The sequence below is a fragment of the Streptomyces sp. CA-288835 genome, from assembly GCF_050936385.1.
Lineage (GTDB): Bacteria > Actinomycetota > Actinomycetes > Streptomycetales > Streptomycetaceae > Streptomyces.
This window is the reverse complement of record NZ_JBNJMW010000001.1, coordinates 4118936-4141102: the sequence shown is the minus strand read 5'-3', so window position 1 is coordinate 4141102 and position 22167 is coordinate 4118936. Positions and strand designations below refer to the sequence as shown.

Genomic DNA, 22167 nt, shown 5'->3' with positions numbered 1-22167 from the left:
CTCCGCGCGCTCGCGCCCTCATCACCGACGCGCCCCTTCGGCTCACCCTGCGGGGGGCGCCGAGAGCTGTCCTCTTGCGCGGAACTGCGGTAGATACCGGGCCCCTGGAAGGGCAGCGGCCGCCATACGGTCGCGCCAGCTCTGCGTCAGGCAGAGGTGGATCGATCTGAGTGCGCCTTCATCGTACAGGTATCAATCACCGTGCCCCTGGGAAAGCCAGATCCCGAACAGCATCCCCCTACGAAGTGCCGTTCCCGCCCGTCCCGAGCCACCCCGCCAGCTTGCCGCCCTGCCCGACCGCCCGCAGTCGCCGCTCGGCCGCGTCCCGGACGGGGTCCGTGGCGACCACGAGGAGTTCGTCGCCGCGTTGCAGGATTGTCGTGGGCAGTGGCACGAACGATTCACCGTCACGTACGACTAGCGTGACGGCGGCCCCTGGGGGCAGCCGCAGCTCGTTGATCTCGACGCCGTGCATTTTCGACCCCTCCGGGATGGCGACCGACAGCAAATGTCCGCGCAGTCGCTCCAGGGGCGCCGATTCGATGCCCAGGTCGGCCGCCTCGGCGGCGGACTTGTCCAGGCGCAGCTTCCGGCCCAGCCAGGGCAGAGTCGGGCCCTGTACGAGGGTGTAGACGACGACCAGTATGAAGACGATGTTGAAGATGCGACGGCTTTCTTCGATGCCGCTCACCATGGGGATCGTGGCCAGGATGATGGGCACCGCGCCGCGCAGCCCCGCCCAGGACATCAGGACCTGCTCCCGCCACGGCAGCCGGAACGGCAGCAGGGCTACCACGACGCTCAGGGGGCGCGCCACCGCGGTCAGCACCAGGCCGATGGCCAGCGCGGGCCAAAAGTCGTCCTCCAGTTCATGTGGCGTGACAAGCAGGCCGAGCAGGACGAACATGCCGATCTGGGCGATCCAGCCGAGCCCGTCGGCGAAGCCGCGGGTGGCCGGCCAGTGCGGCAGCTTCTGGTTGCCGAGCACCATCGCCGCCAGATACACGGCGAGGAAGCCGCTGCCGTGGGCGAGCGCCCCGCCCGCGTACGCCATGACCGTGATGGCCATCACGGCGATCGGGTAGAGGCCGGAGGCGGGCAGTGCCACATGGCGCAGCCCGTACGAGCCGACGAAGCCCACCGCGAGCCCGATGGCCGCCCCGATGGCCAGCTCCAGGATTATCTTGCCGATCAGCGCGTACCAGTGCTCCACCGGACCGGCCGTGGAGAAGGCGACGACGAGGATGACCACCGGAGCGTCGTTGAAGCCGGACTCGGCCTCCAGCATGCCCGTCAGGCGCGCGGGGAGGGGCACCTTGCGCAGCACCGAGAAGACCGCCGCCGCATCCGTCGAGGAGACCACCGCGCCGACGATGAGCGCCTGCCGCCACTCCAGGTCGATCAGGTAGTGGGCCGCAGTGGCCGTGACGCCGACGCTCACCGCGACCCCCACCAGCGCCAGTGACGAGGCGGCCGGAAGCGCCGGCTTGATGTCCTTCCACTTCGTGCCGAGACCGCCCTCGGCGAGGATCACGACCAGGGCCGCGTACCCGAAGACCTGGGTCAGTTCGGCGTTGTCGAACTGGATGCCGCCGACGCCGTCCTGCCCCATGGCGACGCCGATGCCCAGGTAGACGAGCAGGCTGGGGAGCCCGCTGCGCGAGGAGATACGAACCGCTGCCACCGCGACGAGCAGAACGAGAGAGCAGACGAGCAGGAGCTGGTTGAGGTGGTGGACAGTCAGCGGGTGCTCCCCTCTCGGCCATGCAAGTACTTCGTTACTTTACCTAACTCTTGACGCTTTCTTGACGATCGGAGATGTGGCCCCGATCGCCTTGAGCCGCACGTTCCGGACTCCGCGTCAGGGCGCGTCGGGCCCTGACCTATGGTTGCTCCTGCGTTCAGTCAAAAGCACGGCCCCGCCTGCCGCTCGCGTGAGGACAGCAAGGACAGCGATGCCCCCCAACACCACCTCTTCTTCCGGTCAGACGCGCGGCAAGTCCGGCAGGAAGAAGGGGCGCAGAGCCCGTCTGATCCTGATCGTCCTGGTTCTGGCCATCATCGGGGGCGTCGGTTTCGGGGCGTTCTGGACCATCGGCACCGTGCGCGCCTCCTTCCCGCAGACCAAGGGATCGGTCGAACTGGACGGTCTGTCAGGACCGGTGGACGTCAAGCGTGACGCCAACGGCATCCCGCAGATCTACGCCGATACCGACGAGGACCTGTTCATGGCGCAGGGCTACGTCCAGGCGCAGGACCGGTTCTACGAGATGGACGTACGCCGCCACATGACGTCCGGCAGGCTCTCCGAGATGTTCGGCAAGGGCCAGGTCGACAACGACGAGTTCCTGCGCACCCTCGGCTGGAAACGTGTCGCGGAGGAGGAGTACAAGACCAAGCTCTCGGCCGAGACGAAGAAGTACCTCCAGGCGTACGCCAAGGGAGTCAACGCCTACCTCAAGGGCAAGGACGGCGACGACATCTCCCTGGAGTACGCGGCGCTCGGCTTCTCCAACGACTACAAGCCCGCGGAGTGGACTCCGGTCGACTCGGTGTCCTGGCTCAAGGCGATGGCCTGGGACCTGCGCGCCAACATGCAGGACGAAATCGACCGCTCATTGATGACCAGCCGCCTCGGCCCGCAGCAGATCGAGGACCTGTACCCGCAGTACCCGTACGACCGGAACAAGACGATCGTCCAGGAGGGCGAGTACAACCGGACTACCGACGAGTACGAGCAGAGCGGCGGCACGAACGCCTCCGAAGGGGGCTCCGGGCTCGCCGGCGGCGCCACGGCCCCGGACGGTCTCCAGAGCCAGCTGTCGGGCCTCTACGACGAACTGGACGACGTCCCCACGGCCGTCGGCGTGAACGGCAACGGCATCGGCTCCAACTCCTGGGTCATCGGCGGCGCCCACACCATCAGCGGCAAGCCGCTTCTCGCCAACGATCCGCATCTGTCGCCGTCGCTGCCGTCGGTCTGGTACCAGATGGGCCTGCACTGCAGGGGCGTCTCCGACAAGTGCCAGTACGACGTCTCCGGGTACACCTTCGCGGGCCTGCCGGGCGTGATCATCGGCCACAACCAGAACATCGCCTGGGGGATGACCAACTCCGGTGCCGATGTCGCCGACCTGTACCTGGAGAAGCTCACCGGGGACGGCTACGAGTACGACGGCAAGGTGAGGTCTTTCACCACGCGCGAGGAGAAGATCGACGTCGCCGGCGGCTCCAGCAAGTCGATCGTCGTCCGGGAGACCAACAACGGGCCGTTGCTCTCCGACCGTGACGACGAGCTCGTGAAGGTCGGCAAGAAGGCCACCGTCGACCAGGACGCACCCGACCGCGGCGACGGCTACGGCATCGCGCTGCGCTGGACCGCCCTGGAGCCGGGCACCTCTATGGACGCCGTTTTCGCGATGAACAAGGCCACCGACTGGAACGGCTTCCGCAAGGCCGCCGCCCTGTTCGACGTGCCTTCGCAGAACCTGATCTACGCCGACCAGCAGAACAACATCGGCTACCAGCTGCCCGGCAGGATCCCGAAGCGCGGTGCGGGCGACGGCTCGCTCCCGTCGCCCGGCTGGGACTCCGAGTACGAGTGGACCGGCTACATCAAGCAGTCCGAGCTGCCCTACGAGTACAACCCGAAACGCGGCTACATAGTGACCGCCAACCAGGCCGTCGTCGACAAGGAGAAGTACCCCTACACGCTCACCACGGACTGGGGTTACGGCACACGCAGCCAGCGGATAACCGACCTCATCGAGTCGAAGCTCAAGGGCGGCGGCAAGGTCTCGACCGACGACATGCGCCAGATGCAGCTCGACAACAGCAGCGAGATCGCCAAGCTCCTGGTACCTCTGCTGCTCAAGATCGACGTCGCCGACAAGGACGTACGGGACGGCCAGAAGCTCCTGGAGGGCTGGAACTACACCCAGGACGCCGATTCGGCCGCCGCCGCCTACTTCAACGCGGTCTGGCGCAACATCCTGAAGCTCGCGTTCGGCAACAAGCTGCCCAAGGAGCTGCGGGTCGAGGGGCAGTGCCTGTACGTCGAGCCGGTCGACACCACCGGTCCGGCCGACGAGGACCGGCGGGTGCGGGAGTGCGGCGAGCGTGACGCGGACAGTGCGCAGCCGGACGGCGGCGACCGCTGGTTCGAGGTGGTCAGGTCGATCCTCGACGATGAGAAGAACGACTGGTGGAAGGCGCCGGGCAACCGCACCGACAAGCCGGCCAAGAACCGCGACGAGCTCTTCGGGCGGGCCCTGGAGGACGCCCGCTGGGAGCTGACCGCCAAGCTCGGCAAGGACATGGACACCTGGAACTGGGGCCGCCTGCACCGGCTGTACCTGAAGAACCAGACCATGGGCACCGACGGCCCCGGCTTCCTGCAGTTCATGCTCAACCGCGGCCCGTACAACCTGGGCGGCGGCGAGGCCGCCGTCAGCGCCACCGGCTGGAACGCCGCGGGCGGCTACACCGTGGTCTGGGTGCCGTCGATGCGGATGGTCGTGAACCTCGACGACTTCGACAAATCGAAGTGGATCAACCTCACCGGCGCCTCCGGGCACGCCTACAACGAGCACTACATCGACCAGACCGACAAGTGGGCCAAGGGCGAACTCCTGGACTGGGTCTCCACAGAGCGGGCGGTCGACGAGAACACCGAGGACACGCTGGTGCTGAAGCCCTGAGCCGGTCGGCCTTCGACAGGCCTCGCGGTGAAAATGGCCCTCCACGCGCGCGTGGAGGGCCATTTCGCATATCGGCCACTACAGGCAGATCAGCCTCTACAGGCAGTCGAGTCTCTACGGGCGGCGGCGGAAGCGACGTACTCCCGAAGGGGTGACCACCGCGTGCACCGGCCGGTCATGCGGTTCCTCAGGGACCCGATCGACCACTTCGGAGTCGTACAGCAGCACCACCAGAGCCGGATCGGCCCCCGCCCCCTCCAGCCGCGCGAGCACCCGGTCGTACGACCCGCCGCCGCGGCCGAGCCGCATCCCGCGCGCGTCCACGGCGAGCCCCGGCAGCAGGACGGCATCGGCCGAGAGCACCGCATCCGGTCCCAGGCGCTCGCCCGCGGGCTCCAGGAGGGCCATTTTTCCCCGGTGTTGTACGCGGGCCAGCGAGCCCTCGCCGTCGTACGCACCCCAGTCCAGGTCGTTGTCCGCCATCAGGGCCGGCAGCAGAACACGTACCCCGCGCGCGTGCAGTGCGTCGAGCAGCGCGCGCGTACCCGGCTCACTCCCCACGGAGACATACGCCGCCACGGTTCGCGCCTGCGTCAGTTCGGGCAGCTCCAGGGCGCGAGCGACAAGCGCGGCTTCCGTTTCCTCCGCGTCATCAGCCGTCAACCGGCTTCTCACCAGGAGGAACTCCTGCCGCAACATTCGCTTGCCAGGCTCCGCATCTGGTCTCGGTCGACTCACAGTTCGCTCCCGTATTTTTGCTGATGCGCTCATATGAGAGCGAATTAACCGGAGCCACATATTCCGACCATAGGCACCGGATAAGGTGACCGGCATGACTCAGGCACACCCCAGGATCAGCAAGGCTGTCATCCCCGCAGCAGGCCTCGGTACCCGGTTCCTGCCGGCCACCAAGGCCACTCCCAAGGAGATGCTGCCGGTCGTCGACAAGCCGGCGATCCAGTACGTGGTCGAGGAAGCCGCCTCCGCGGGCCTCGACGATGTCCTCATGATCACGGGCCGCAACAAGCGCCCCCTTGAGGACCATTTCGACCGCAACTACGAGCTGGAATCGGCCCTTCAGAAGAAGGGCGACGCCAGCCGGCTCGCCAAGGTGCAGGAGTCCAGCGACCTCGCGACGATGCACTACGTGCGCCAGGGCGACCCCAAGGGCCTCGGCCACGCCGTCCTGTGCGCCGCCCCGCACGTCGGCCACGAGCCCTTCGCCGTCCTCCTCGGCGACGACCTGATCGACCCGCGCGACCCCCTGCTGGCGCGCATGGTCGAGGTCCAGGAGCAGTACGGCGGCAGCGTGATCGCCCTCATGGAGGTCGCGCCCGAGCAGATCCACCTCTACGGATGCGCGGCCGTCGACACCACTGCGGACAGCGACGTGGTCAAGGTCCACGACCTGGTCGAGAAGCCGTCCGCGGCGGACGCCCCGTCGAACTACGCGATCATCGGCCGCTACGTTCTCGACCCGCACGTCTTCGACATCCTCCGCAAGACCGAGCCGGGCCGCGGCGGCGAGATCCAGCTCACCGACGCCCTCCAGGAGCTCGCCGCCGACGAGAAGATCGGCGGACCCGTGCACGGCGTCGTCTTCAAGGGCCGCCGCTATGACACCGGCGACCGAGGCGACTACCTGCGTGCCATTGTCCAGCTCGCGTGCGAACGTGAAGACCTGGGCCCGGACTTCCGGACCTGGCTTCGCAGTTACGTCACCGAGGAGATGTAGCAACTTTGAGCAGCGCCGCGACCCGCGTCACCGGCCAGGACCACCTCTGGTCGGTGACCGAGCACCTGGAGGACATCCTCACGACCGTCCGTCCCCTCGAACCCATCGAGCTGCAACTCCTCGACGCCCAGGGCTGTGTCCTGGTCGAGGACGTCACGGTGCCGGTCTCCCTGCCGCCGTTCGACAACAGCTCGATGGACGGGTACGCGGTCCGGGTCGCCGATGTCGCGGGCGCGAGCGAGGAGTTCCCGGCCGTCCTCAGGGTCGTCGGGGACGTCGCGGCGGGTCCCGCCGAGCCACTCCAGGTGGGCCCCGGCGAGGCCGCCCGCATCATGACCGGCGCCCCGCTGCCGCCGGGCGCCGAGACCGTCGTCCCCGTGGAATGGACCGACGGCGGCCTCGGCGAGGGCCCCGTCTCCCGGATGCGCGCCCACAGCGCGGCCCCCGAGGGCGCCTCCGGAGAGGTCCAGGTACACCGTCCGGCACCTGCACGCGCGCACGTGCGCGCGATGGGCAGCGACGTCAAGGCCGGGGACCGCGCCCTGGAAGCGGGCACGATCCTCGGACCGCCGCAGATCGCGCTGCTCGCCGCGATCGGCCGCGGGACCGTTCGCGTGCGCCCGCGCCCGCGCGTGGTCGTCCTGTCCACCGGCAGCGAACTCGTCCAGCCCGGCGAGGAGTTGGGCAACGGCCAGATCTACGACTCCAACAGCTTCGCGCTGACCGCCGCCGCCCGCGACGCCGGAGCCATCGCCTACCGTGTGGGCGCGGTCACCGACGACGCAGAAACCCTCCGGGCCACCATCGAGGACCAGCTCATCCGCGCCGACCTCCTGGTCACCACGGGCGGCGTCAGCGTAGGGGCGTACGACGTCGTCAAGGAGGCACTGGAGTCCGTCGGCGACGAGGACGAGCCCGGCAGCGGCATCGAGTTCCGCAAGCTCGCCATGCAGCCCGGCAAGCCCCAGGGCTTCGGCTCCATCGGCCCCGACCACACCCCGCTGCTCGCGCTGCCGGGCAACCCGGTGTCCTCGTACGTCTCCTTCGAGCTGTTCGTACGCCCCGCGATCCGCACCCTGATGGGCGTCGACGACATCCACCGGCCCACGACCAGGGCGGTCCTGCAGACGGACAAGGCGCTGACCTCGCCCGCCGGACGCCGTCAATACCTGCGCGGGCTGTACGCGGACGGAGAGGTGACCCCCGTCGGCGGCGCCGGCTCCCACCTGATCGCGGCCCTCGCCCGCGCAGACGCGCTGATCGTGGTCCCCGAGACCGTGGAATCCGTGGAGCCCGGCACCGAGGTCGAGGTGGTACTCCTCGGCTGACCGGGCCGGGATGGCGGTACCGTGTCGCGCACAACAGGCCCGACCGGGAGCGCCATGAGTACCAACGACCGACTGACCCACATCGACGAGGCGGGTGCCGCCCGCATGGTCGACGTGTCCGGGAAGGACGTGACCGCGCGCACCGCCCGCGCCAGCGGCCGGGTCCTGGTCTCGCCCCGGGTGGTCGAGCTGCTGCGCGGCGAGGGCCTGCCCAAGGGCGACGCACTGGCCACCGCCCGCATTGCGGGCATCATGGGCGCCAAGCGCACACCGGACCTGATTCCGCTGTGCCACCCGTTGTCAGTGTCGGGTGTCAAGATTGATCTGTCGGTCGCGGAAGACGCCGTCGAGATCCTGGCCACCGTGAAGACCACCGACCGTACGGGGGTGGAGATGGAGGCCCTCACCGCGGTCAGCGTGGCGGCTCTCACCGTGATCGACATGGTCAAGGCGGTCGACAAGGGGGCGGTCATCACGGACGTACGCGTCGAGGAGAAGACGGGCGGCAAGTCGGGCGACTGGAGCCGGACATGACGTATCGCGCCATGGTCCTCACGGCGTCCAACCGTGCCGCCGCAGGCGTTTACGAGGACAAGGGCGGCCCGCTGATCGCCGAGGGGCTCGTCTCGTACGGCTTCGAGGTGGACGGACCCCAGGTCGTGCCCGACGGGGACCCTGTGGAGGCCGCTCTGCGCGAGGGCATGGAGGCCGGGTACGACGTCATCGTGACCACCGGGGGCACCGGTATCTCGCCCACCGACCGCACCCCCGAAGCGACCCGGCGCGTCCTCGACTACGAGGTGCCGGGCATCGCGGAGGCCATCAGAGCGTTCGGAAGGGAGAAGGTGCCGACGTCGGCGCTGTCCCGGGGGCTGGCCGGAGTCGCCAGGCGGACGCTGATCGTGAACCTGCCGGGTTCCACCGGCGGGGTCAAGGATGGACTCGCCGTTCTGCGGCCCCTGTTGATCCACGCGGTGGACCAGCTCCGCGGTGGCGATCACCCCAGACCCAGCGGCAGTGGGGGTGCGAGCTGAACAGCCCATCCTGGCCGATCGAGCTGGTGGACGGAGATGTCGTCCTCCGGCCCATAAAGATGCGCGACCACCGAGCCTGGCGCGACGTCAACCGGCGCAACCGGGACTGGCTGCGTCCCTGGGAAGCCACCATTCCGCCGCCCACTCCCACCGGACCGATAACGCACCGCCCGACCTACCGCCAGATGGTCCGGCATCTGCGCGCCGAGGCCAACGCGGGCCGGATGCTGCCGTTCGTCATCGAGTATCAGGGGCGGCTCGTCGGGCAGTTGACCGTCGCCGGAATCACCTGGGGCTCGATGTGCTCGGGCCATATCGGCTACTGGGTGGACGAGGCGGTCGCCGGACGCGGAGTGATGCCGACAGCCGTCGCTCTCGCGGTCGACCACTGCTTCCGCACCGTCGGACTGCACCGCATCGAAGTCTGCATTCGCCCCGAGAACGGCCCCAGCCGCCGGGTCGTGGAGAAACTCGGATTCCGCGATGAAGGACTTCGTCCACGTTATCTTCACATCGACGGAGCCTGGCGCGACCACCTCGTCTTCGCACTCACCGCAGAAGAGGTCCCCGAGGGCCTGCTCAGCCGCTGGCAGCGGACACGCTCCCGGAACACGTCCGAAAACTCACCGCGGGACACCCCGCGGAACACGGCCTAACACCGCCAAACGCCGACTGACATCGCCCAAATGAAATGCGTGTTCGAAAATGACCGGTGATCGACCGTCCTCGGGCATTAATTTCCCGCTCCCGGTGGCCCGCTGATCGCATCGGCTGCAAAAAAGCTCGAAATATCAGCCAGATCGTGCGACACACCGGCGGAATTGGCAGATGGCCTCACGCAAACCCCTCTACCGTGTGAGGCGTGAGCAGCAGCGGCCTCATCTACGCAGTCATTGTCGGGGCCTGGGCCGCCTACTTGGTGCCCATGTGGCTCCGTAGGCAGGACGAGCTGAATGAGGCTCGTCCGACGGAACGCTTCAGCACCGCCATCCGGCTGCTGTCCGGACGGGCGGCGATGGAGCGCCGATACGCCAAGGACCTGCGGGCGCGCTCCTCCGAAGAGGGGGAGCACGACGCCGAACCGGACGTCCACACCGACTCGGTGGACGCCCGGGCCTTCGCCATGCCCCAGACCCGGCGCGAGGCACGGGGCAAGGTCGCGGACGTACGGGACGATGCGCGGGGCGTACGCGGTGAGGGGCGGTCCGAGGCGGAGGGCGGTCCTTCGGCTTCGGCCGCCGTTTCAGGGAAGCGGGCGGCCGACTCGGCGTCCAGGACTGGATCGGCGGGTGCGTCGAAGCCCGGTGCCAAGTCGGCGTCGCAGGCGGGCCGTTCGGCCGGGGCCGGACCGGTACCTCAGCAAGGGGCGAAGCCGGGAGGGAAGCCCGGCGCCAAGCCGTCAGCGTCCCCGACGCAGTCCTCGTCCTCGGCCTCGTCCTCCTCCTCGGCTCGTTCGCGCCGGGCTGCCGCGGCGGAGGCCGCCGCGCGCGCCCGGCGCTCGAAGGTGCTCGCGCGCCGACGGCGTACGACGACGGTTCTCTTCCTCGCCTTCACGCTCGGCGCGATCGTGGCGGCTGTCGGAGGGCTCGCGTTTCTGTGGGCGCCCGGGGTGCCGGCGATACTGCTGAGCGTCTACATCGCGTATCTGCGCTCCCAGGAGCGGCGGCGATTCACGTACACGATGGACCGTCGGCGCGCCGAGGCCGCGGCGCAGCGGCTGCGGGAACGCCAGCCGAGGCGGCGACCGCCCGCCGAGCCGTCCGCCGCGGACGACCCGGAGGACGGACCGGAGCCCACCAGTGACCCCGGCCTTTCCGCACTGGCCGCCGACCGCCGTGCCCTCGTCGAGCAGACCGACCACGCGGAGTGGGTCGACCAGCAGCGCGAACGCCGACGCGGTCCGGCCGGCGGCGACAGCTGGGACCCCGTCCCCGTACCGCTGCCGACGTACGTGACGGCCCCCGTCGCCCCGCGCGCCGCGGCCGGCGTCGATCTGGGCGCACCCGACGCGTGGAGTTCGGCACGTTCCAGCGCGGCCGAGCGCCCCGCGGCCCAGGCGGCCCAGGCGCAGGCGGCCGGGGCGGCTCCGGCGCCGGAGGACGACCCGTCCGACCCCGACGCGGACTCGGACGGTGCCGCGGATGCCCGCCGCGCCGCCTCGGCCCGCCGGGCCCGCGAACGGGGCCGCACTCCGCTCTTCGACCAGTACGAGGACGGCGACCGGCCACGCGCCGCCAACGAGTGACAAGCACGTGGCAAGCGAGCGGCAACGCCCCAGAACCCCCACCCTTGACCAGCCAGGAACGGATTTCCAAGCACCCGGACGCGGATGCTAGAGTTTCCCTCGTTGCAAGGGCCTGTGGCGCAGTCTGGTAGCGCACCTCGTTCGCATCGAGGGGGCCAGGGGTTCAAATCCCCTCAGGTCCACCGCAGCTCAAAGCCCCTACTGGTGATCACCGGTAGGGGCTTTTGCGTGCCGTACAGCAGCGAAGTACAGCAACTACTTTGGATCTTGCTTCCCGAGGTGCTTGGATCATGAGCTGTACTCGCGGCTTCGAGGAACTGCCGCGCCTCTTCCACGGACCAAGGATGCCGCTTCGTCTTGCGCGCCGACCGAACCTTGACCAGGGCCGCGACGTTCTTAGAGATCAGCGAGCAGTGCGTTCACCCAGTTCCGCACGTCGCGCACGGTGAGTTTGTCGAGCCGCTTCGAGCCCAGTCCCGGCACGATGTAGAGCCGAACGTGCATCGCGTAGGTCTCGGCGGTCTTGGGCTTCAGATCCGGCTCTACGACCTCCCGGAGCCACCGCGTGAGGTACTGGGCCAGCGTCGGCGTGGATGTTGTTACCGGCCCCTTCTTAGCTTCGGCATGCAACTTGATCCACTTGTCGTGGACTTCCTCGCGCGTCTTGCCGTAGACGTACTTGCGCTTGCGCTTGCCGTCCGGAGTGGTGACCCAGACGTACGCGGCAAAGCCGTTCTTGTACGGGTAGATCGAACCCTCGCCGTTGCCACGCTTGCCGCTCATTCCGAACACTCCTGTTCGGCTTCCTGGGCACGGCGTTTGATGTACTCGTCTACGTAGCGGGGCAGAATGCGGCGGTTACGGCCGTCCTTGATAGAGCGGATCTCCCCGGTCAGGACCAGCATCTTGGTCTTGGAGAGGCCATAGCCGAGCATCTCGGCGACTTCGCGTGTGGTGTACCACTTCCGTTCGATCACTGCTGTTGGCATGGTGCGGCTCCCTGGCTCGACAAGAGTCAGGACGGCGAAGCCCAGTTGGCTGTGGGCGCACGCCTGTTCGTCGCACCGGAAGCGCGCCATGAAGGACTCGGCGAACGGCTCATGCAGGCAGCGAACACCTACGCTCGCGAACGCGGGCTACGGGTGGTGCTCGACGTCATGGCCAAGGACACAGCAGCCATTCGGCTCTACGAGCGCTTGGGGATGCAGCGCATCGGAACCTCCAGGCACGCCTATGGCGACGGCAAGCAGATCGAAGCCATCTGCTACGTCTCACCTGCCGACTGAGCGTGATCGCGGACAGACTTTCCCTACGTCATCAAGGCCCGCGCACGGCGCGGGCGCGCGCCGCCGCTGCGGCGCGGCCTGCCTCCTGTCTCCGCCCCGGCTGGCCGCGCCCGGCGGCGCGCTACGAGCTGCGGACGAAGAAGGCAAACCCGCTGTGGCTGGGGCGGTCGGCTCCACAACTTTAGCCAGCCACTTTGGCGCGAGCCTCGAAGATCATGGCCCCAACGTCGTGCTTTAACGGGCAGGTCCACAGACTGCCCGACGCGCCGGAAGCTTACGGGGCCATGATCACTCGCCCCATGGCAGCTCCCGCCCAAAGTCGTTCCGCCGACCTGGTGGATGGTGTGACTCAGGTCACTCGCGTCGAACCGATCACTTCATCCTTCCTCTCCGGTCATATCGAGCGCACATCCACTCAACACACGACGATGGGACACTGACGACATGACTGAATCCGTGAAGGGTCCTGCGAGCTACTTCCCTTCGATTGAAAAGAAGTACGGCCGCCCCATAGCGGAGTGGAAGGACCTCATACGTTCGTCGCCCCTGACGAAGCACATGGAACTCGTCTCCTGGCTCAAAGCCGAACACGGACTCGGCCACGGCCACGCCAACGCCCTTGTCGCCCACACCCTCGCCGAGGACAGCGGGAAGTGAACCGTCCCATTTCGGTGCCGTGAGGGAACATCGCCATGGTGCGGCACGGCCGCGACCCGCATACGGCGTCTTCCAAACTGGTGCTGTACAGCAGCGAAGTACAGCAACCACCGCGCCCGCAGCCGACCGTGCCAGCCTTCAGACGACCGACTGACCAGCCGGGCAGGCCTCAGCGACCATCGTGCCCGTAGTTCGCATCGAGGGGGCCAGGGGTTCAAATCCCCTCAGGTCCACGCACGGCCGTTCTTGAGTTAGCTCAGGGTCGGTTGACGAGATCCCGGCGATCATGATGATCGTGCGGGATCTTCGTCGTTTCCGGGGTCTGTTCGAGGTTGTTCGGGGTGGTGGATGGCGGCGATCCTTGGGGGTGGCCGCGCCGCCGCGCTGTATTTCTCTGTCGCGCCCATCGCTGTCAGCCCCGGGGTGCCGGGGCTGACCGAGGTCCTGTGTGGTCTTTCCCGCTCAGCGATCTGTGGTGGACGGCGGTGGCCGTCCGGTCTGCGCGGGCGGCTCTGCTTCTGGCCGTGCTGGTGGCTGGGATCGGCGTAGTCGCAGTCCAAGTGGCTGAGTTGGGCGCCGGTGCGCTGGTTGAGCCAGGTCTCGAGAATGTCGAGGTTTCCTGCGGTGACCAGGATGGCGACGAGGAGCGTCTGGGCGACCTGACCCGGGGCCGGCCGGTGTTTGGGTTGTCGATCTCGGCCAACTCGCCCTTGTCGTAAGGCCGTTGCGGGTTCCTTCGGGACGAGATCCGCACGGGCGGAGCCTCTCCACGCTGTACCCACACCAGCGCCTCGCGGGTGCGTCGCAGCCAGGTGCGGCAGATCTGGACCGTGGATCCGTCCAGGCCGGTGCAGCCGGACAGCATGAAGGCGTCGATCGTCTCCGTGCGCAGCCACACTCCCGGGTCCCGTGGCAGGCCCTGCTGGTCGGCCCACACGGTCAGGCGAAGGTGCAGGTCCGTTGAGCGGACTGGCTGCGTTGCACACCCGTTGCTCGAAACGGAGCATGTGGATTTCCCGCTCGCTCCTGCCTCTCGGGAGGTTCAGTGCGCTCCATTGTTCGACGGGAACTTGCGGCTCTTGTGAGTCTGCTCGCCCTGCTGACCGTTGTATCGGCCGTACCTTCGTCCGCGGCCCCTCGCCCCTTGACGATCTCCACCGACAAAGGCTCGGTCGCGGGAGCCACGGCGGACGGGGTCGATCGGTTCCTCGGCATCCCGTACGCCGCGCCACCGGTCGGTACCAGACGCTGGCAGCCTCCCGCACCCGCTTCCGCCTGGTCGAGCCCGCGGTCGGCCACCGCGTACGGCTCGCGCTGCCCGCAGTCGCCCACCAGCACCGGCCCGGGCATGAGCGAGGACTGCCTGTATCTCAATGTCTACACCCCCGAACGGCGAACGAACCGCCCGCTGCCGGTGCTGTTCTGGATCCACGGCGGGGGCTTCTCCAGCGGTGCCGGTGACCTCTACGACGGCTCGCAGATCGCGAAGGCCAACAACGTAGTGGTCGTCACGATCAACTACCGGCTGGGCGTCTTCGGTTTCCTCGACGTGCCCGGGCTGAGCAGGCAGGGTGCGGGCAACTACGGCCTGCTCGACCAGGAGGCGGCTCTTCGCTGGACGCAGCGCAACGTAGGTGCCTTCGGAGGGGACGCGGGCCGCGTGACCATCGCGGGCGAGTCGGCCGGCGGCCACTCCGTCTGCGCTCTGCTGTCCTCGCCTCCGGCGCGCAATCTGTTCGCCGGTGCAATCATCCAGAGCGGCGGGTGCCCGAGCCTCACGGTCGCACAGGCCACCGCCAAGGGCGATGCCTACGCCGCGGCCGTCGGCTGTTCCGTTCCGGCGACCAGAGTGTCCTGTCTACGGGGCAAGTCGGCAACCGAACTGCGGGCCGCCGACAGCGGCTTCGTCGGCGGCATCCTGACCGGTCCCCTTCCCGTGTCCGGGGTTCCCGAACTGCCCCTCGCGCCGAGCGTTGCCGTACGAACCGGCCGGATCCACAATGTGCCCCTCCTCATCGGCAGCACCCGCGACGAGGTGCGCCAATGGGCACTGCCGTTCGCGAACGCGACGAAGAGTCAGTACGAGCGGGCGGTCAGGCTGGAGTTCGGCGCACAGGCCGACGCCGTACTCGCGCGCTACCCCTACAGCGCCTACGACAGCCCGTACACAGCGACGTACGCCATCGGCACGTTGTGGGGCGACAGCAGCGTCTTCTACGGACTCGGCGGCTGCCAGTACCAGAAACTCGCGGCTCAGTTCGCCACTCGGCAACCGAAGACGTACTTCTACGAGTTCGACGACCCGCACCCACCCACCCTCGCGACGACTCCGGCCGGCTTCGACTCCGGCGCCCCACATGCCAGCGAGCTCGGCTACCTGTGGCCCATGGAGACCTCGAAGTCGCTGACTCCGGAGCAACAGCAGCTGTCCAAGGCGATGGTGCGCTACTGGGGCGCGTTCGTGAAGCACGCGAACCCCGCGACCGGAGGACTGGCAGCCTGGCCGTCATACCGCAGCGGCAAGTACATGTCTCTGCTGCCCGGTGATGACAGCCAGGCCCTGAAGTCCGAGTTGTACGCGGATCGACACCAGTGTTCGTTCTGGAACAGCATCAGCTACGACTGGCTCACCACCAACCCGGACCGCCTCGCCGCACAGGCAGGCGTTCACACGTCCTGATGCCCGGTAGTCCACGTCGTGGGCTGTAGCTGGTGTGATCAGTGTGATCCACGTTGCCGCGTGCGCAGAGTGGCCTCGATCTTCCGGCCCGGCCGGAACAGGTAGCCGCCCCCATCCCGCAAAACTGCACAGACGGATTCCTCGCCGCCTTCTGGCGCCGACCCGAGGCATACCTCGACCCGAAAATGCGGGCCGGTATCTCGCTGTTCGCCCAGACCGGCGACGAGGTCATCCGGCCGGACCTGGCCCGGCTGTCTGACGACCTGTCTTCCGGCCGGTGGCACCAGCGCCATGCCGACCTGCTCGACCGCGAAGCACTCGATGTCGGCTACCGGCTTCTCGTAAGCGACCTGTAGAACCAGGCGAACCGTCTGACTGCACACTCAAGCCTGGAGTGGCGTCTCCACAGGCGTTGCAATCTCTGCGTTTCTGGACTCGGCGCGAGGTCCGGGTGCGGTCGGGTGGACCGAGGTGAAGGCTGTGGTGAGCGCGGCGAGCAGGGGGGCTGCTGAGGGGTGGGGGTTGCGGTGGCGTGTGATCGTGTAGATGCCGCGGGTCGGGGGATCTACGAGGGGCACTGCGGTGACGTCGGTTCGTAGTGCGCGCGTCAGGACCCCGGGGATCAGTGCGATGGCGTGGCCGGTGGCGACCAGGGCCAGCTTGCCGGGCAGGTCGGCTGCGGTGAGGTCGATGCGGGCGGTGACTCCGGCTCGGGCGGCGTGCTGGCGCAGTAGGGCCGCCGAGCCGTCGTTGTCCTCGACCCAGGTCTGGTCGGCCAGCGTCTGGATGTGCACCGGGTCGGACCCGGCCTGCGGATGGCCGGCGGGCAGGACGACGGCCATGTCGTCGAGGCCGAGGAAGCGTCGTTCGACCCGCGGGTCATCGGGGAGCCCTGGTGGTGCGTCGGTGACGACGGCGATGTCCAGATCGCCGTTGATCACGCGGTCGTGCAGTTGCGCGCTCAGGGCCGGCAGCAGGATCCACTGGAGGGGCCCGGTTTGCTCCAGCAGGGCCCGGATGGCCTCGGGGACAACTCCTGCGGCCAGCGAGGGTGTTGCACCGACGGCCAGCGGTCGGTTGAACGCCCCGTCACGGAGGTCTTGTACGGCGCGAACGGCGCGGTCGGCTTCGTTGAGCGTGGCCAGGGCGCGATGCCGGAACACCTCGCCGGCGGGCGTCGGACGAACACCGCGGGCATGACGCTCCATCAGCGGCACGCCGAGCTGCCGTTCCAGCCCGGCGATCTGCCGGGAGACGGCCGACTGTGTGTGGTTGAGTTCGGCTGCCGCCGCCGACAGCGAGCCGAGTCGGCACACCGTCACGAAGGTTCGCCACACGGTCAGTTCCATGGCGCCAGTATGCCCAGCAGGTATGCGTGCCTCGCAGAGCTAGCCTGCGAGATCTGCGCTTGTCGCAGCCATCGTCCCGTACCACTCTGGCCCGTATGACCGCATCACACACGACCGACATCGCCATCGCCGCCACGGTCCCCGCCGTGGAGGATGCCGTGCTCGAACCGCTCCGCGCCTACGCCCGCGGACACGCCACCGGCGATCCCGCGCACTTCCGCGACGCGTTCCTGGCCACCGCCCACATCGAGGGAATCCGGGACGGCGTATTCGTCTCGTGGCGCCTGGACGACTACTGCGCCCGCTTCCCCGGCCGCCCGGCCCCGGACGAACCGACCCGCTCCCGCCGCATCGACGCCGTCGACGTCCACGGCACCGTCGCGACCGCGACGATGACGCTGTGGCACGGCGCCGACACCTTCACCGACATCTTCCTGCTGGTCCGCGTCGACGGCAGCTGGCGCATCGCCAACAAGGCTTATCACCGGCACGTCTGAGGGGGGCGGCAAGCAGGGGGTTTGCCCTGGTGCGGAATCCGGACCGACCTCACTCGCGCACGCCCGCCAACCCCACCGCCCCACGCCGCAAAGCCACCCCCGCGGCGGCGAGTGCCGAGAGCACGGCGAGGAGTGCGCACGTCGTGAGCGTTGTGGCGAGGGCCGGCCAAGGGATCTGGAGCCGGGCGGGGGCCGACAGGAGGGTCAGGGCGGTCCATATTGCGAGCAGGTTCAGGGTTGTGGTCATGAGGCCGAGTACGGCTCCTACCGTTACCACCAGCAGGGATTCGGCGGCGACCAGGCGCAGGGTCTGGCCCTTGGTGGCGCCGGCCAAGCGCAACGACGCCAGGTCGCGGGTGCGGGGGCGGTCTGAGGTGGCCATGATCATGGTGTTCGTGAGGGAGATGGCCGTGTAGAGCAGGGCGATGCCGAGGACCAGGAGGATGCCTAGGCTGGTCGTGCGATTGGGTTCGGGGTAACTCGACTGGATCCACTCGGAGTTGGTGAGGAGCTCGGCGCCCGTGCCGTGCACCGACGCGTGCAGGGCCCTTGCCGTCGCGGATCTGTCGGCGCCCTTCGCCAGGGTCACGTCCACTCGGTCGACCGTCGCGCCCGGAGCGTTGCGTGGCGTGACGTAGACGCCGTTGTCGCCCGTGCCGATGGACAGTACGGCGGCGATCCGTAGGGACTTCTTCGTGCCGTCGCCGAGCCAGACGTCCACGCGCTGTCCGACCGTGTGCTTCTCCCACTCCTCGTTGACGATGATCGAGTCATCGTCGAGGCCGCGGACGCTGCCGGCCGTGACCGGGAGGTGGGTGGTCGCGGCGAGCGTACGCGGATCGGCGGCGCGGGCCTCGGACTTGATGAGGGCCACGCCCTCCTCCAGGGTGTACACGGCGCTCGACGAGGTCGCGGAGACCACGGTTCCGGGCACCTCGCGCAGGCGCGCCACCGTCGCCGGAGTGAAGCCCGAGCCGCCGTCCGCAGCCCTGATCACGAAGTCGGCGGCCGTCTGCTCGCGGATCTCGGCGGCCTTCGCCTCGTTCAGGGTGGCGGGAGCGCCCAGCAGGGAGCCGGCCAGCGCGACGGTGACCAGGACGGGGGCCGCGACGGCGGCGGTGCGGCGTACGTCCGTGGCGGCGTTCTCGCGTGCCAACCTGCCGATCACGCCCGGCAGTTGAGCCGGGAGCCAGGCGAGCACGCGGGTCAGCGGACGCACCAGGACCGGGGAGAGCAGGGCTACCGCGGTGATCAGCAGCATGGTGCGGCTGATGTACGTCTTGCGGTGCAGCAGGTCGCCCGGATCGCTGAACAGGGCCATCACCAGCGTCACGGCGGCGGTGAGCAGCAGTGCCGCGCCGCACAGCCCGCGGCCCCACGTCATCGTCCGCGTATCGACGGACGCCTCGCGCAGCGCCTCGGTCGGCGCGGTCCTCCCGGCCCGCCAGGAAGCGGCCAGCACCCCGCACACTGCGACGAGCAGGCCCGTCCAGAAGGCCAGATGGTACGGCCAGGTGTGATCGCCGATCGTGAACCAGCCCGGCGCGAGACCGCCGTCGACCACCCGCTCGGCGAGCCACGGCGCACCGTACGCCCCGAGTACGCACCCGGCGGCCGAAGCGAGTACCCCGATCACGAGGGCCTCGGCGAAGACCATGCGCCGGATCTGGCCGGAGGTCGCCCCGACGGTACGCAACAGCCCGAACTCCCGGCGCCGTTGGGCCACCGCGAACGCGAAGGTGGACGCCACCACGAACACCGACACGAAGCCGGTGACCCCGCCCGCCGTGCCGAACAGGGCGTTCATCGCGGTGAGCGCCTCGCTGTCCCGTTCGGGATCAGCATCGGCGTAACGGCGCGCGTCCCCGGTGAGCACCTGTACGCCGCTGCCGCGCACCACGTCGCGTACGGCCGCCGCGTCCGCGTCCACGATGAGCTGGACGCTGCGCGGGGACAGTTCGGCGGCGCGTGCGTCGGTGTAGAACACGGCGTTCTCGAAGCCGCGCCCGGCGACGGTGCCGACGACGCGTACGGTGCCGCGGTCGGTCCGTATGCGCTCGCCGGGCCGCGCCCAGTCGCCACTCAGGACGACCTCGTCGGCGGTGCGCGGCGCGCGGCCCGTCTTCAGCTCGTACGGGGTGAAGGTCGCCGTCGACCAGGGATGGCCCACCAGTTCGCGGGGGCCGCCCCGGGACCGTACGGGAAGCGACCGGTCCTCGACGACTGTCCCAAGCCCCTTCAGCCGCGCGATGACCTCGTCCGGTACGGCGCGCGGATGCGCGAGTTGGCGCGTCTCGTCGCCGTTCGCGGTGGGCACGCGCAGGGTGTCCGCGCCCTGCACGACGACCGGTGCCGCGGCGAACCGCTCGGGTCGGCGTTCGGGCGCGTCCAGTGAGGAGGCCAGGGCCAGGCCCATCACGGCGATCAGCGCGACGCCCAACGAGAGGGCTACGAAGCTGCCGACGAAGGCGGTCCAGCGGGTACGCAGCGTGCGCAGGGCGATTCTCAGCACAGCTTGGCCTCGATCTGGTGATCCGGTTTCGGGATGGCTTCACGAAACCGTGTGGGGGCACAGCAGCGCAGTGCGGCAGAGGCGAGACCTGAGGTAGGGCCAGGCCTACCTCCGATCCGGACCCTGGACCGATGGCACCGGCACATACGCCGCTCATACGGTGATCCCCATGCATCCCGCGATCCCCGCGCAGCCCCGCACCGTGTGGCAAGCCATGACCAGGCGCAGCTACCTTCTGTCGGCGTGGCCCTGGCGCTCTGTCGGCTACCTGGTCACCGGTGCCATCACCGGTGCCGCCGCCCTGGTGGCGATCGTGATACTCGCGGTGGTCGGCGGGGTCTTTGCCGTTGTGCTGGTGGGGCTGCCGCTATTGGTCGGAGTGGCCCTGGCCGGTCTGCCGGTGGCGCGCGTCGAGCGGCTCAGGCTGCGGCTGGTCGATCTGGAGCCGGTGCCGGAGCAGCACCGGGTACCCGCCGAACCCGGTCTGTGGGCCTGGCTGACGACGCGGCTGCGGGAGCGGGCGACCTGGCGGGAGCTCGGGTACGCGCTCCTGTTCGCAGGGCTGTTGTGGCCGGTGGACGTCCTGGTGCTCACGGTCGCGCTGCTGTTGCCGGTGTCTGTGGCCTCAACTCCCTTGTTGATGGCGATAGTTGGCGACGGCCACGAGGCGAAGGTGCTCAAGCAGTGGACGGTCACCAGTTGGCCGGTCGCCTTCGGCGTCGCCGTCCTCGGGCTCGTGCTGTTGGGCCTGTGCGCCTACGTTCTCGGGGTCGCGGCGGGCGCGCGGGCCGCGCTGGCCCGGCTGCTGATCGGCTCCCGCGAGGGCGACCTGGATGCGCGGGTCGTCGAACTGGCGCGTTCCCGCGTCCGGTTGGTGGACGCCTTCGAGGCGGAGCGGCGGCGTATCGAGCGCGATCTGCACGACGGGGCGCAACAGCGGCTCGTGGCCCTCACGATGAGCCTCGGCCTTGCCCGCCTCGACGCCCCGCCCGGCCCCCTCGCCGACCAGCTCGCCAAGGCGCACGACGAGGCGGGCAAGACCCTCGCCGAGCTGCGTGAACTCATCCACGGCATCCATCCGCAGGTCCTCGCGGACTACGGACTCCAGGCGGCCGTCGCGGACGCCGCCGACCGCTCCGTAACCCCCGTGGACGTGAGCCTGGAACTGCCCGGGCGGCTGCCCCAAGCGGTCGAGGCAGCCGCGTACTTCGTGGTCTGCGAAGCCCTCGCCAACGTCGACAAGCACAGCGGGGCCGACTGTGCCGAGGTCGGTGGCGGCCATCGCGACGGGCGGCTGGTCCTGGAGATACGCGACGACGGGCGGGGCGGCGCGGACGCCGGGAGCGGCAGCGGGCTGACCGGACTCGCGGACCGGGTGTCAGTACTGGATGGCAGACTTTCCCTGTCCAGCCCACCCGGCGGACCGACCTTGTTGCGCGTGGAGATCCCTTGCGAGCTGACCGAGTTGACCGACCGGCCCGAGCCCTGCGTGTAGTCCTGGCCGAGGACAGCGTGCTGCTCAGGGACGGGCTGATCGGCCTGCTCACCCGCTACGGGCACGAGGTGGTCGCGGCCGTCGGCGACGCCGAGGCGTTGGTCGCCGCGGTCGGCGAGCACGGGCCGGACATCGTGGTGACGGACGTCCGGATGCCTCCCGGTTTCCAGGACGAGGGCCTGCACGCGGCCGTACGGCTGCGCGAGACGCGACCCACGCTGCCCGTTCTCGTCCTCAGCCAGTACGTCCAGCGCAGATACGCCGCCGACCTGCTCGACTCCGGCGACGGAACCGGCGTCGGTTATCTGCTCAAGGACCGCGTCGGGCAGGTGGAGGAGTTCGTGGACGCGTTGACCGAGGTCGCCGACGGCGGCACGGTTATCGACCCCGAGGTCGTACGCCAACTGCTGCGCCGCCGCCGCGATCCGCTGGAGCGGCTCACTCCGCGTGAACGCGAGGTCCTGGCGCTGATCGCCGAGGGCCGGTCGAACGGCTCGATCGCCCGCGAACTCGTGGTGTCCGAAGCCGCCGTCGGCAAGCACATCAGCGGCATCCTCACCAAGCTGGACCTGCCTCCGGCCGACGAGACCCACCGCAGAGTGCTGGCGGTACTGGCCTTCCTGCGCGCCTGACACCCCATCAAAGCCCG

The 22167-nt window shown here is 69.0% G+C and carries 18 protein-coding genes, 1 tRNA gene and 2 pseudogenes; 15 read left to right on the top strand and 6 right to left on the bottom strand.

Annotated features, from left to right (window positions below):
* Positions 1 to 238 precede the first annotated feature (238 nt).
* Positions 239 to 1744: a potassium/proton antiporter gene (locus ACQEVY_RS18525; RefSeq protein ID WP_432955295.1), complete on the bottom strand. Its 1506-nt coding sequence runs from the start codon at positions 1742 to 1744 to the stop codon at positions 239 to 241.
* 211 nt (positions 1745 to 1955) lie between these two features.
* Between ACQEVY_RS18525 and ACQEVY_RS18520 the strand changes: the two genes are divergently transcribed.
* Positions 1956 to 4700, top strand: a complete 2745-nt coding sequence (locus tag ACQEVY_RS18520) for a penicillin acylase family protein (protein WP_432949831.1) — start codon at positions 1956 to 1958, stop codon at positions 4698 to 4700.
* A 114-nt stretch (positions 4701 to 4814) separates the two neighbouring features.
* Here ACQEVY_RS18520 and ACQEVY_RS18515 read toward each other — a convergent pair whose 3' ends face one another.
* The gene (locus tag ACQEVY_RS18515) at positions 4815 to 5399 is read right to left on the bottom strand and encodes a 5-formyltetrahydrofolate cyclo-ligase (RefSeq protein ID WP_432949829.1); all 585 of its coding nucleotides are present in this window, start codon (positions 5397 to 5399) and stop codon (positions 4815 to 4817) included.
* Between the two features lie 133 nt (positions 5400 to 5532).
* Between ACQEVY_RS18515 and galU the strand changes: the two genes are divergently transcribed.
* From galU to ACQEVY_RS18480, 7 genes are all read left to right on the top strand, one after another.
* Positions 5533 to 6435, top strand: a complete 903-nt coding sequence (galU, locus tag ACQEVY_RS18510; RefSeq protein WP_432949827.1) for a UTP--glucose-1-phosphate uridylyltransferase GalU — start codon at positions 5533 to 5535, stop codon at positions 6433 to 6435.
* 5 nt (positions 6436 to 6440) lie between these two features.
* Positions 6441 to 7763, top strand: a complete 1323-nt coding sequence (gene glp, locus ACQEVY_RS18505) for a molybdotransferase-like divisome protein Glp (RefSeq protein WP_432949825.1) — start codon at positions 6441 to 6443, stop codon at positions 7761 to 7763.
* 54 nt (positions 7764 to 7817) lie between these two features.
* On the top strand, positions 7818 to 8297 hold the full coding sequence (moaC, locus tag ACQEVY_RS18500) for a cyclic pyranopterin monophosphate synthase MoaC (protein ID WP_328769356.1): 480 nt from the start codon (positions 7818 to 7820) through the stop codon (positions 8295 to 8297).
* Entirely contained in the window at positions 8294 to 8797 is a 504-nt protein-coding gene (locus ACQEVY_RS18495; protein ID WP_432949822.1) for a MogA/MoaB family molybdenum cofactor biosynthesis protein, read from the top strand. Before moaC ends, ACQEVY_RS18495 begins: the two co-directional genes overlap by 4 nt.
* A 17-nt stretch (positions 8798 to 8814) precedes the next feature.
* On the top strand, positions 8815 to 9453 hold the full coding sequence (locus ACQEVY_RS18490) for a GNAT family N-acetyltransferase (protein WP_432955293.1): 639 nt from the start codon (positions 8815 to 8817) through the stop codon (positions 9451 to 9453).
* A 206-nt stretch (positions 9454 to 9659) separates the two neighbouring features.
* The gene (sepX, locus tag ACQEVY_RS18485) at positions 9660 to 11042 is read left to right on the top strand and encodes a divisome protein SepX/GlpR (RefSeq protein WP_432949820.1); all 1383 of its coding nucleotides are present in this window, start codon (positions 9660 to 9662) and stop codon (positions 11040 to 11042) included.
* 108 nt (positions 11043 to 11150) lie between these two features.
* A tRNA-Ala gene (locus ACQEVY_RS18480) sits at positions 11151 to 11224 on the top strand.
* Between the two features lie 105 nt (positions 11225 to 11329).
* Here the strand turns inward: ACQEVY_RS18480 and ACQEVY_RS18475 are convergent.
* Positions 11330 to 11834, bottom strand: a pseudogene (locus tag ACQEVY_RS18475) (site-specific integrase); the annotation flags it as partial.
* Positions 11822 to 12031 carry a helix-turn-helix domain-containing protein gene (locus ACQEVY_RS18470; protein ID WP_432949818.1) on the bottom strand — a complete coding sequence of 70 codons (210 nt, stop codon included), beginning with the start codon at positions 12029 to 12031 and terminating at the stop codon, positions 11822 to 11824. The pseudogene ACQEVY_RS18475 and the gene ACQEVY_RS18470, both read right to left, overlap by 13 nt.
* Before the next feature lie 45 nt (positions 12032 to 12076).
* Between ACQEVY_RS18470 and ACQEVY_RS18465 the strand changes: the two genes are divergently transcribed.
* The 4 genes from ACQEVY_RS18465 (at position 12077) to ACQEVY_RS18450 (ending at position 16021) form a co-directional block, all read left to right on the top strand.
* Positions 12077 to 12328: a GNAT family N-acetyltransferase gene (locus ACQEVY_RS18465; RefSeq protein ID WP_432949816.1), complete on the top strand. Its 252-nt coding sequence runs from the start codon at positions 12077 to 12079 to the stop codon at positions 12326 to 12328.
* 444 nt (positions 12329 to 12772) lie between these two features.
* Positions 12773 to 12985, top strand: coding sequence for a DUF4287 domain-containing protein (locus tag ACQEVY_RS18460; protein WP_432949814.1), 213 nt, complete (start codon positions 12773 to 12775; stop codon positions 12983 to 12985).
* 1144 nt (positions 12986 to 14129) lie between these two features.
* Entirely contained in the window at positions 14130 to 15665 is a 1536-nt protein-coding gene (locus tag ACQEVY_RS18455; RefSeq protein WP_432949812.1) for a carboxylesterase/lipase family protein, read from the top strand.
* A gap of 53 nt (positions 15666 to 15718) precedes the next feature.
* Positions 15719 to 16021, top strand: coding sequence for a hypothetical protein (locus tag ACQEVY_RS18450; protein WP_432949810.1), 303 nt, complete (start codon positions 15719 to 15721; stop codon positions 16019 to 16021).
* 27 nt (positions 16022 to 16048) lie between these two features.
* Here the strand turns inward: ACQEVY_RS18450 and ACQEVY_RS18445 are convergent, their stop codons facing one another.
* Positions 16049 to 17014 carry a LysR family transcriptional regulator gene (locus tag ACQEVY_RS18445; RefSeq protein WP_432949808.1) on the bottom strand — a complete coding sequence of 322 codons (966 nt, stop codon included), beginning with the start codon at positions 17012 to 17014 and terminating at the stop codon, positions 16049 to 16051.
* 116 nt (positions 17015 to 17130) lie between these two features.
* Between ACQEVY_RS18445 and ACQEVY_RS18440 the strand changes: the two are divergent.
* Positions 17131 to 17511, top strand: a pseudogene (locus ACQEVY_RS18440) (nuclear transport factor 2 family protein); the annotation flags it as partial.
* 49 nt (positions 17512 to 17560) lie between these two features.
* Here ACQEVY_RS18440 and ACQEVY_RS18435 read toward each other — a convergent pair.
* Positions 17561 to 20023, bottom strand: coding sequence for an FtsX-like permease family protein (locus ACQEVY_RS18435; RefSeq protein WP_432949806.1), 2463 nt, complete (start codon positions 20021 to 20023; stop codon positions 17561 to 17563).
* A gap of 214 nt (positions 20024 to 20237) precedes the next feature.
* Between ACQEVY_RS18435 and ACQEVY_RS18430 the strand changes: the two genes are divergently transcribed.
* The gene (locus ACQEVY_RS18430) at positions 20238 to 21518 is read left to right on the top strand and encodes a sensor histidine kinase (protein ID WP_432955292.1); all 1281 of its coding nucleotides are present in this window, start codon (positions 20238 to 20240) and stop codon (positions 21516 to 21518) included.
* Positions 21473 to 22150: a response regulator gene (locus ACQEVY_RS18425; RefSeq protein ID WP_432949804.1), complete on the top strand. Its 678-nt coding sequence runs from the start codon at positions 21473 to 21475 to the stop codon at positions 22148 to 22150. The genes ACQEVY_RS18430 and ACQEVY_RS18425 overlap by 46 nt, the downstream gene beginning before the upstream one ends.
* Positions 22151 to 22167 lie beyond the last annotated feature (17 nt).

Excerpts from the sequence above, each read along its gene's own strand:
- moaC (WP_328769356.1), top strand. The coding sequence starts at position 7,818 with ATGAGTACCAACGACCGACTGACCCACATCGACGAGGCGGGTGCCGCC.
- ACQEVY_RS18430 (WP_432955292.1), top strand. The coding sequence starts at position 20,238 with ATGACCAGGCGCAGCTACCTTCTGTCGGCGTGGCCCTGGCGCTCTGTC.
- galU (WP_432949827.1), top strand. The coding sequence starts at position 5,533 with ATGACTCAGGCACACCCCAGGATCAGCAAGGCTGTCATCCCCGCAGCA.
- ACQEVY_RS18460 (WP_432949814.1), top strand. The coding sequence starts at position 12,773 with ATGACTGAATCCGTGAAGGGTCCTGCGAGCTACTTCCCTTCGATTGAA.
- ACQEVY_RS18495 (WP_432949822.1), top strand. The coding sequence starts at position 8,294 with ATGACGTATCGCGCCATGGTCCTCACGGCGTCCAACCGTGCCGCCGCA.
- ACQEVY_RS18515 (WP_432949829.1), bottom strand. The coding sequence starts at position 5,399 with ATGTTGCGGCAGGAGTTCCTCCTGGTGAGAAGCCGGTTGACGGCTGAT.
- ACQEVY_RS18520 (WP_432949831.1), top strand. The coding sequence starts at position 1,956 with ATGCCCCCCAACACCACCTCTTCTTCCGGTCAGACGCGCGGCAAGTCC.
- ACQEVY_RS18445 (WP_432949808.1), bottom strand. The coding sequence starts at position 17,014 with ATGGAACTGACCGTGTGGCGAACCTTCGTGACGGTGTGCCGACTCGGC.
- ACQEVY_RS18470 (WP_432949818.1), bottom strand. The coding sequence starts at position 12,031 with ATGCCAACAGCAGTGATCGAACGGAAGTGGTACACCACACGCGAAGTC.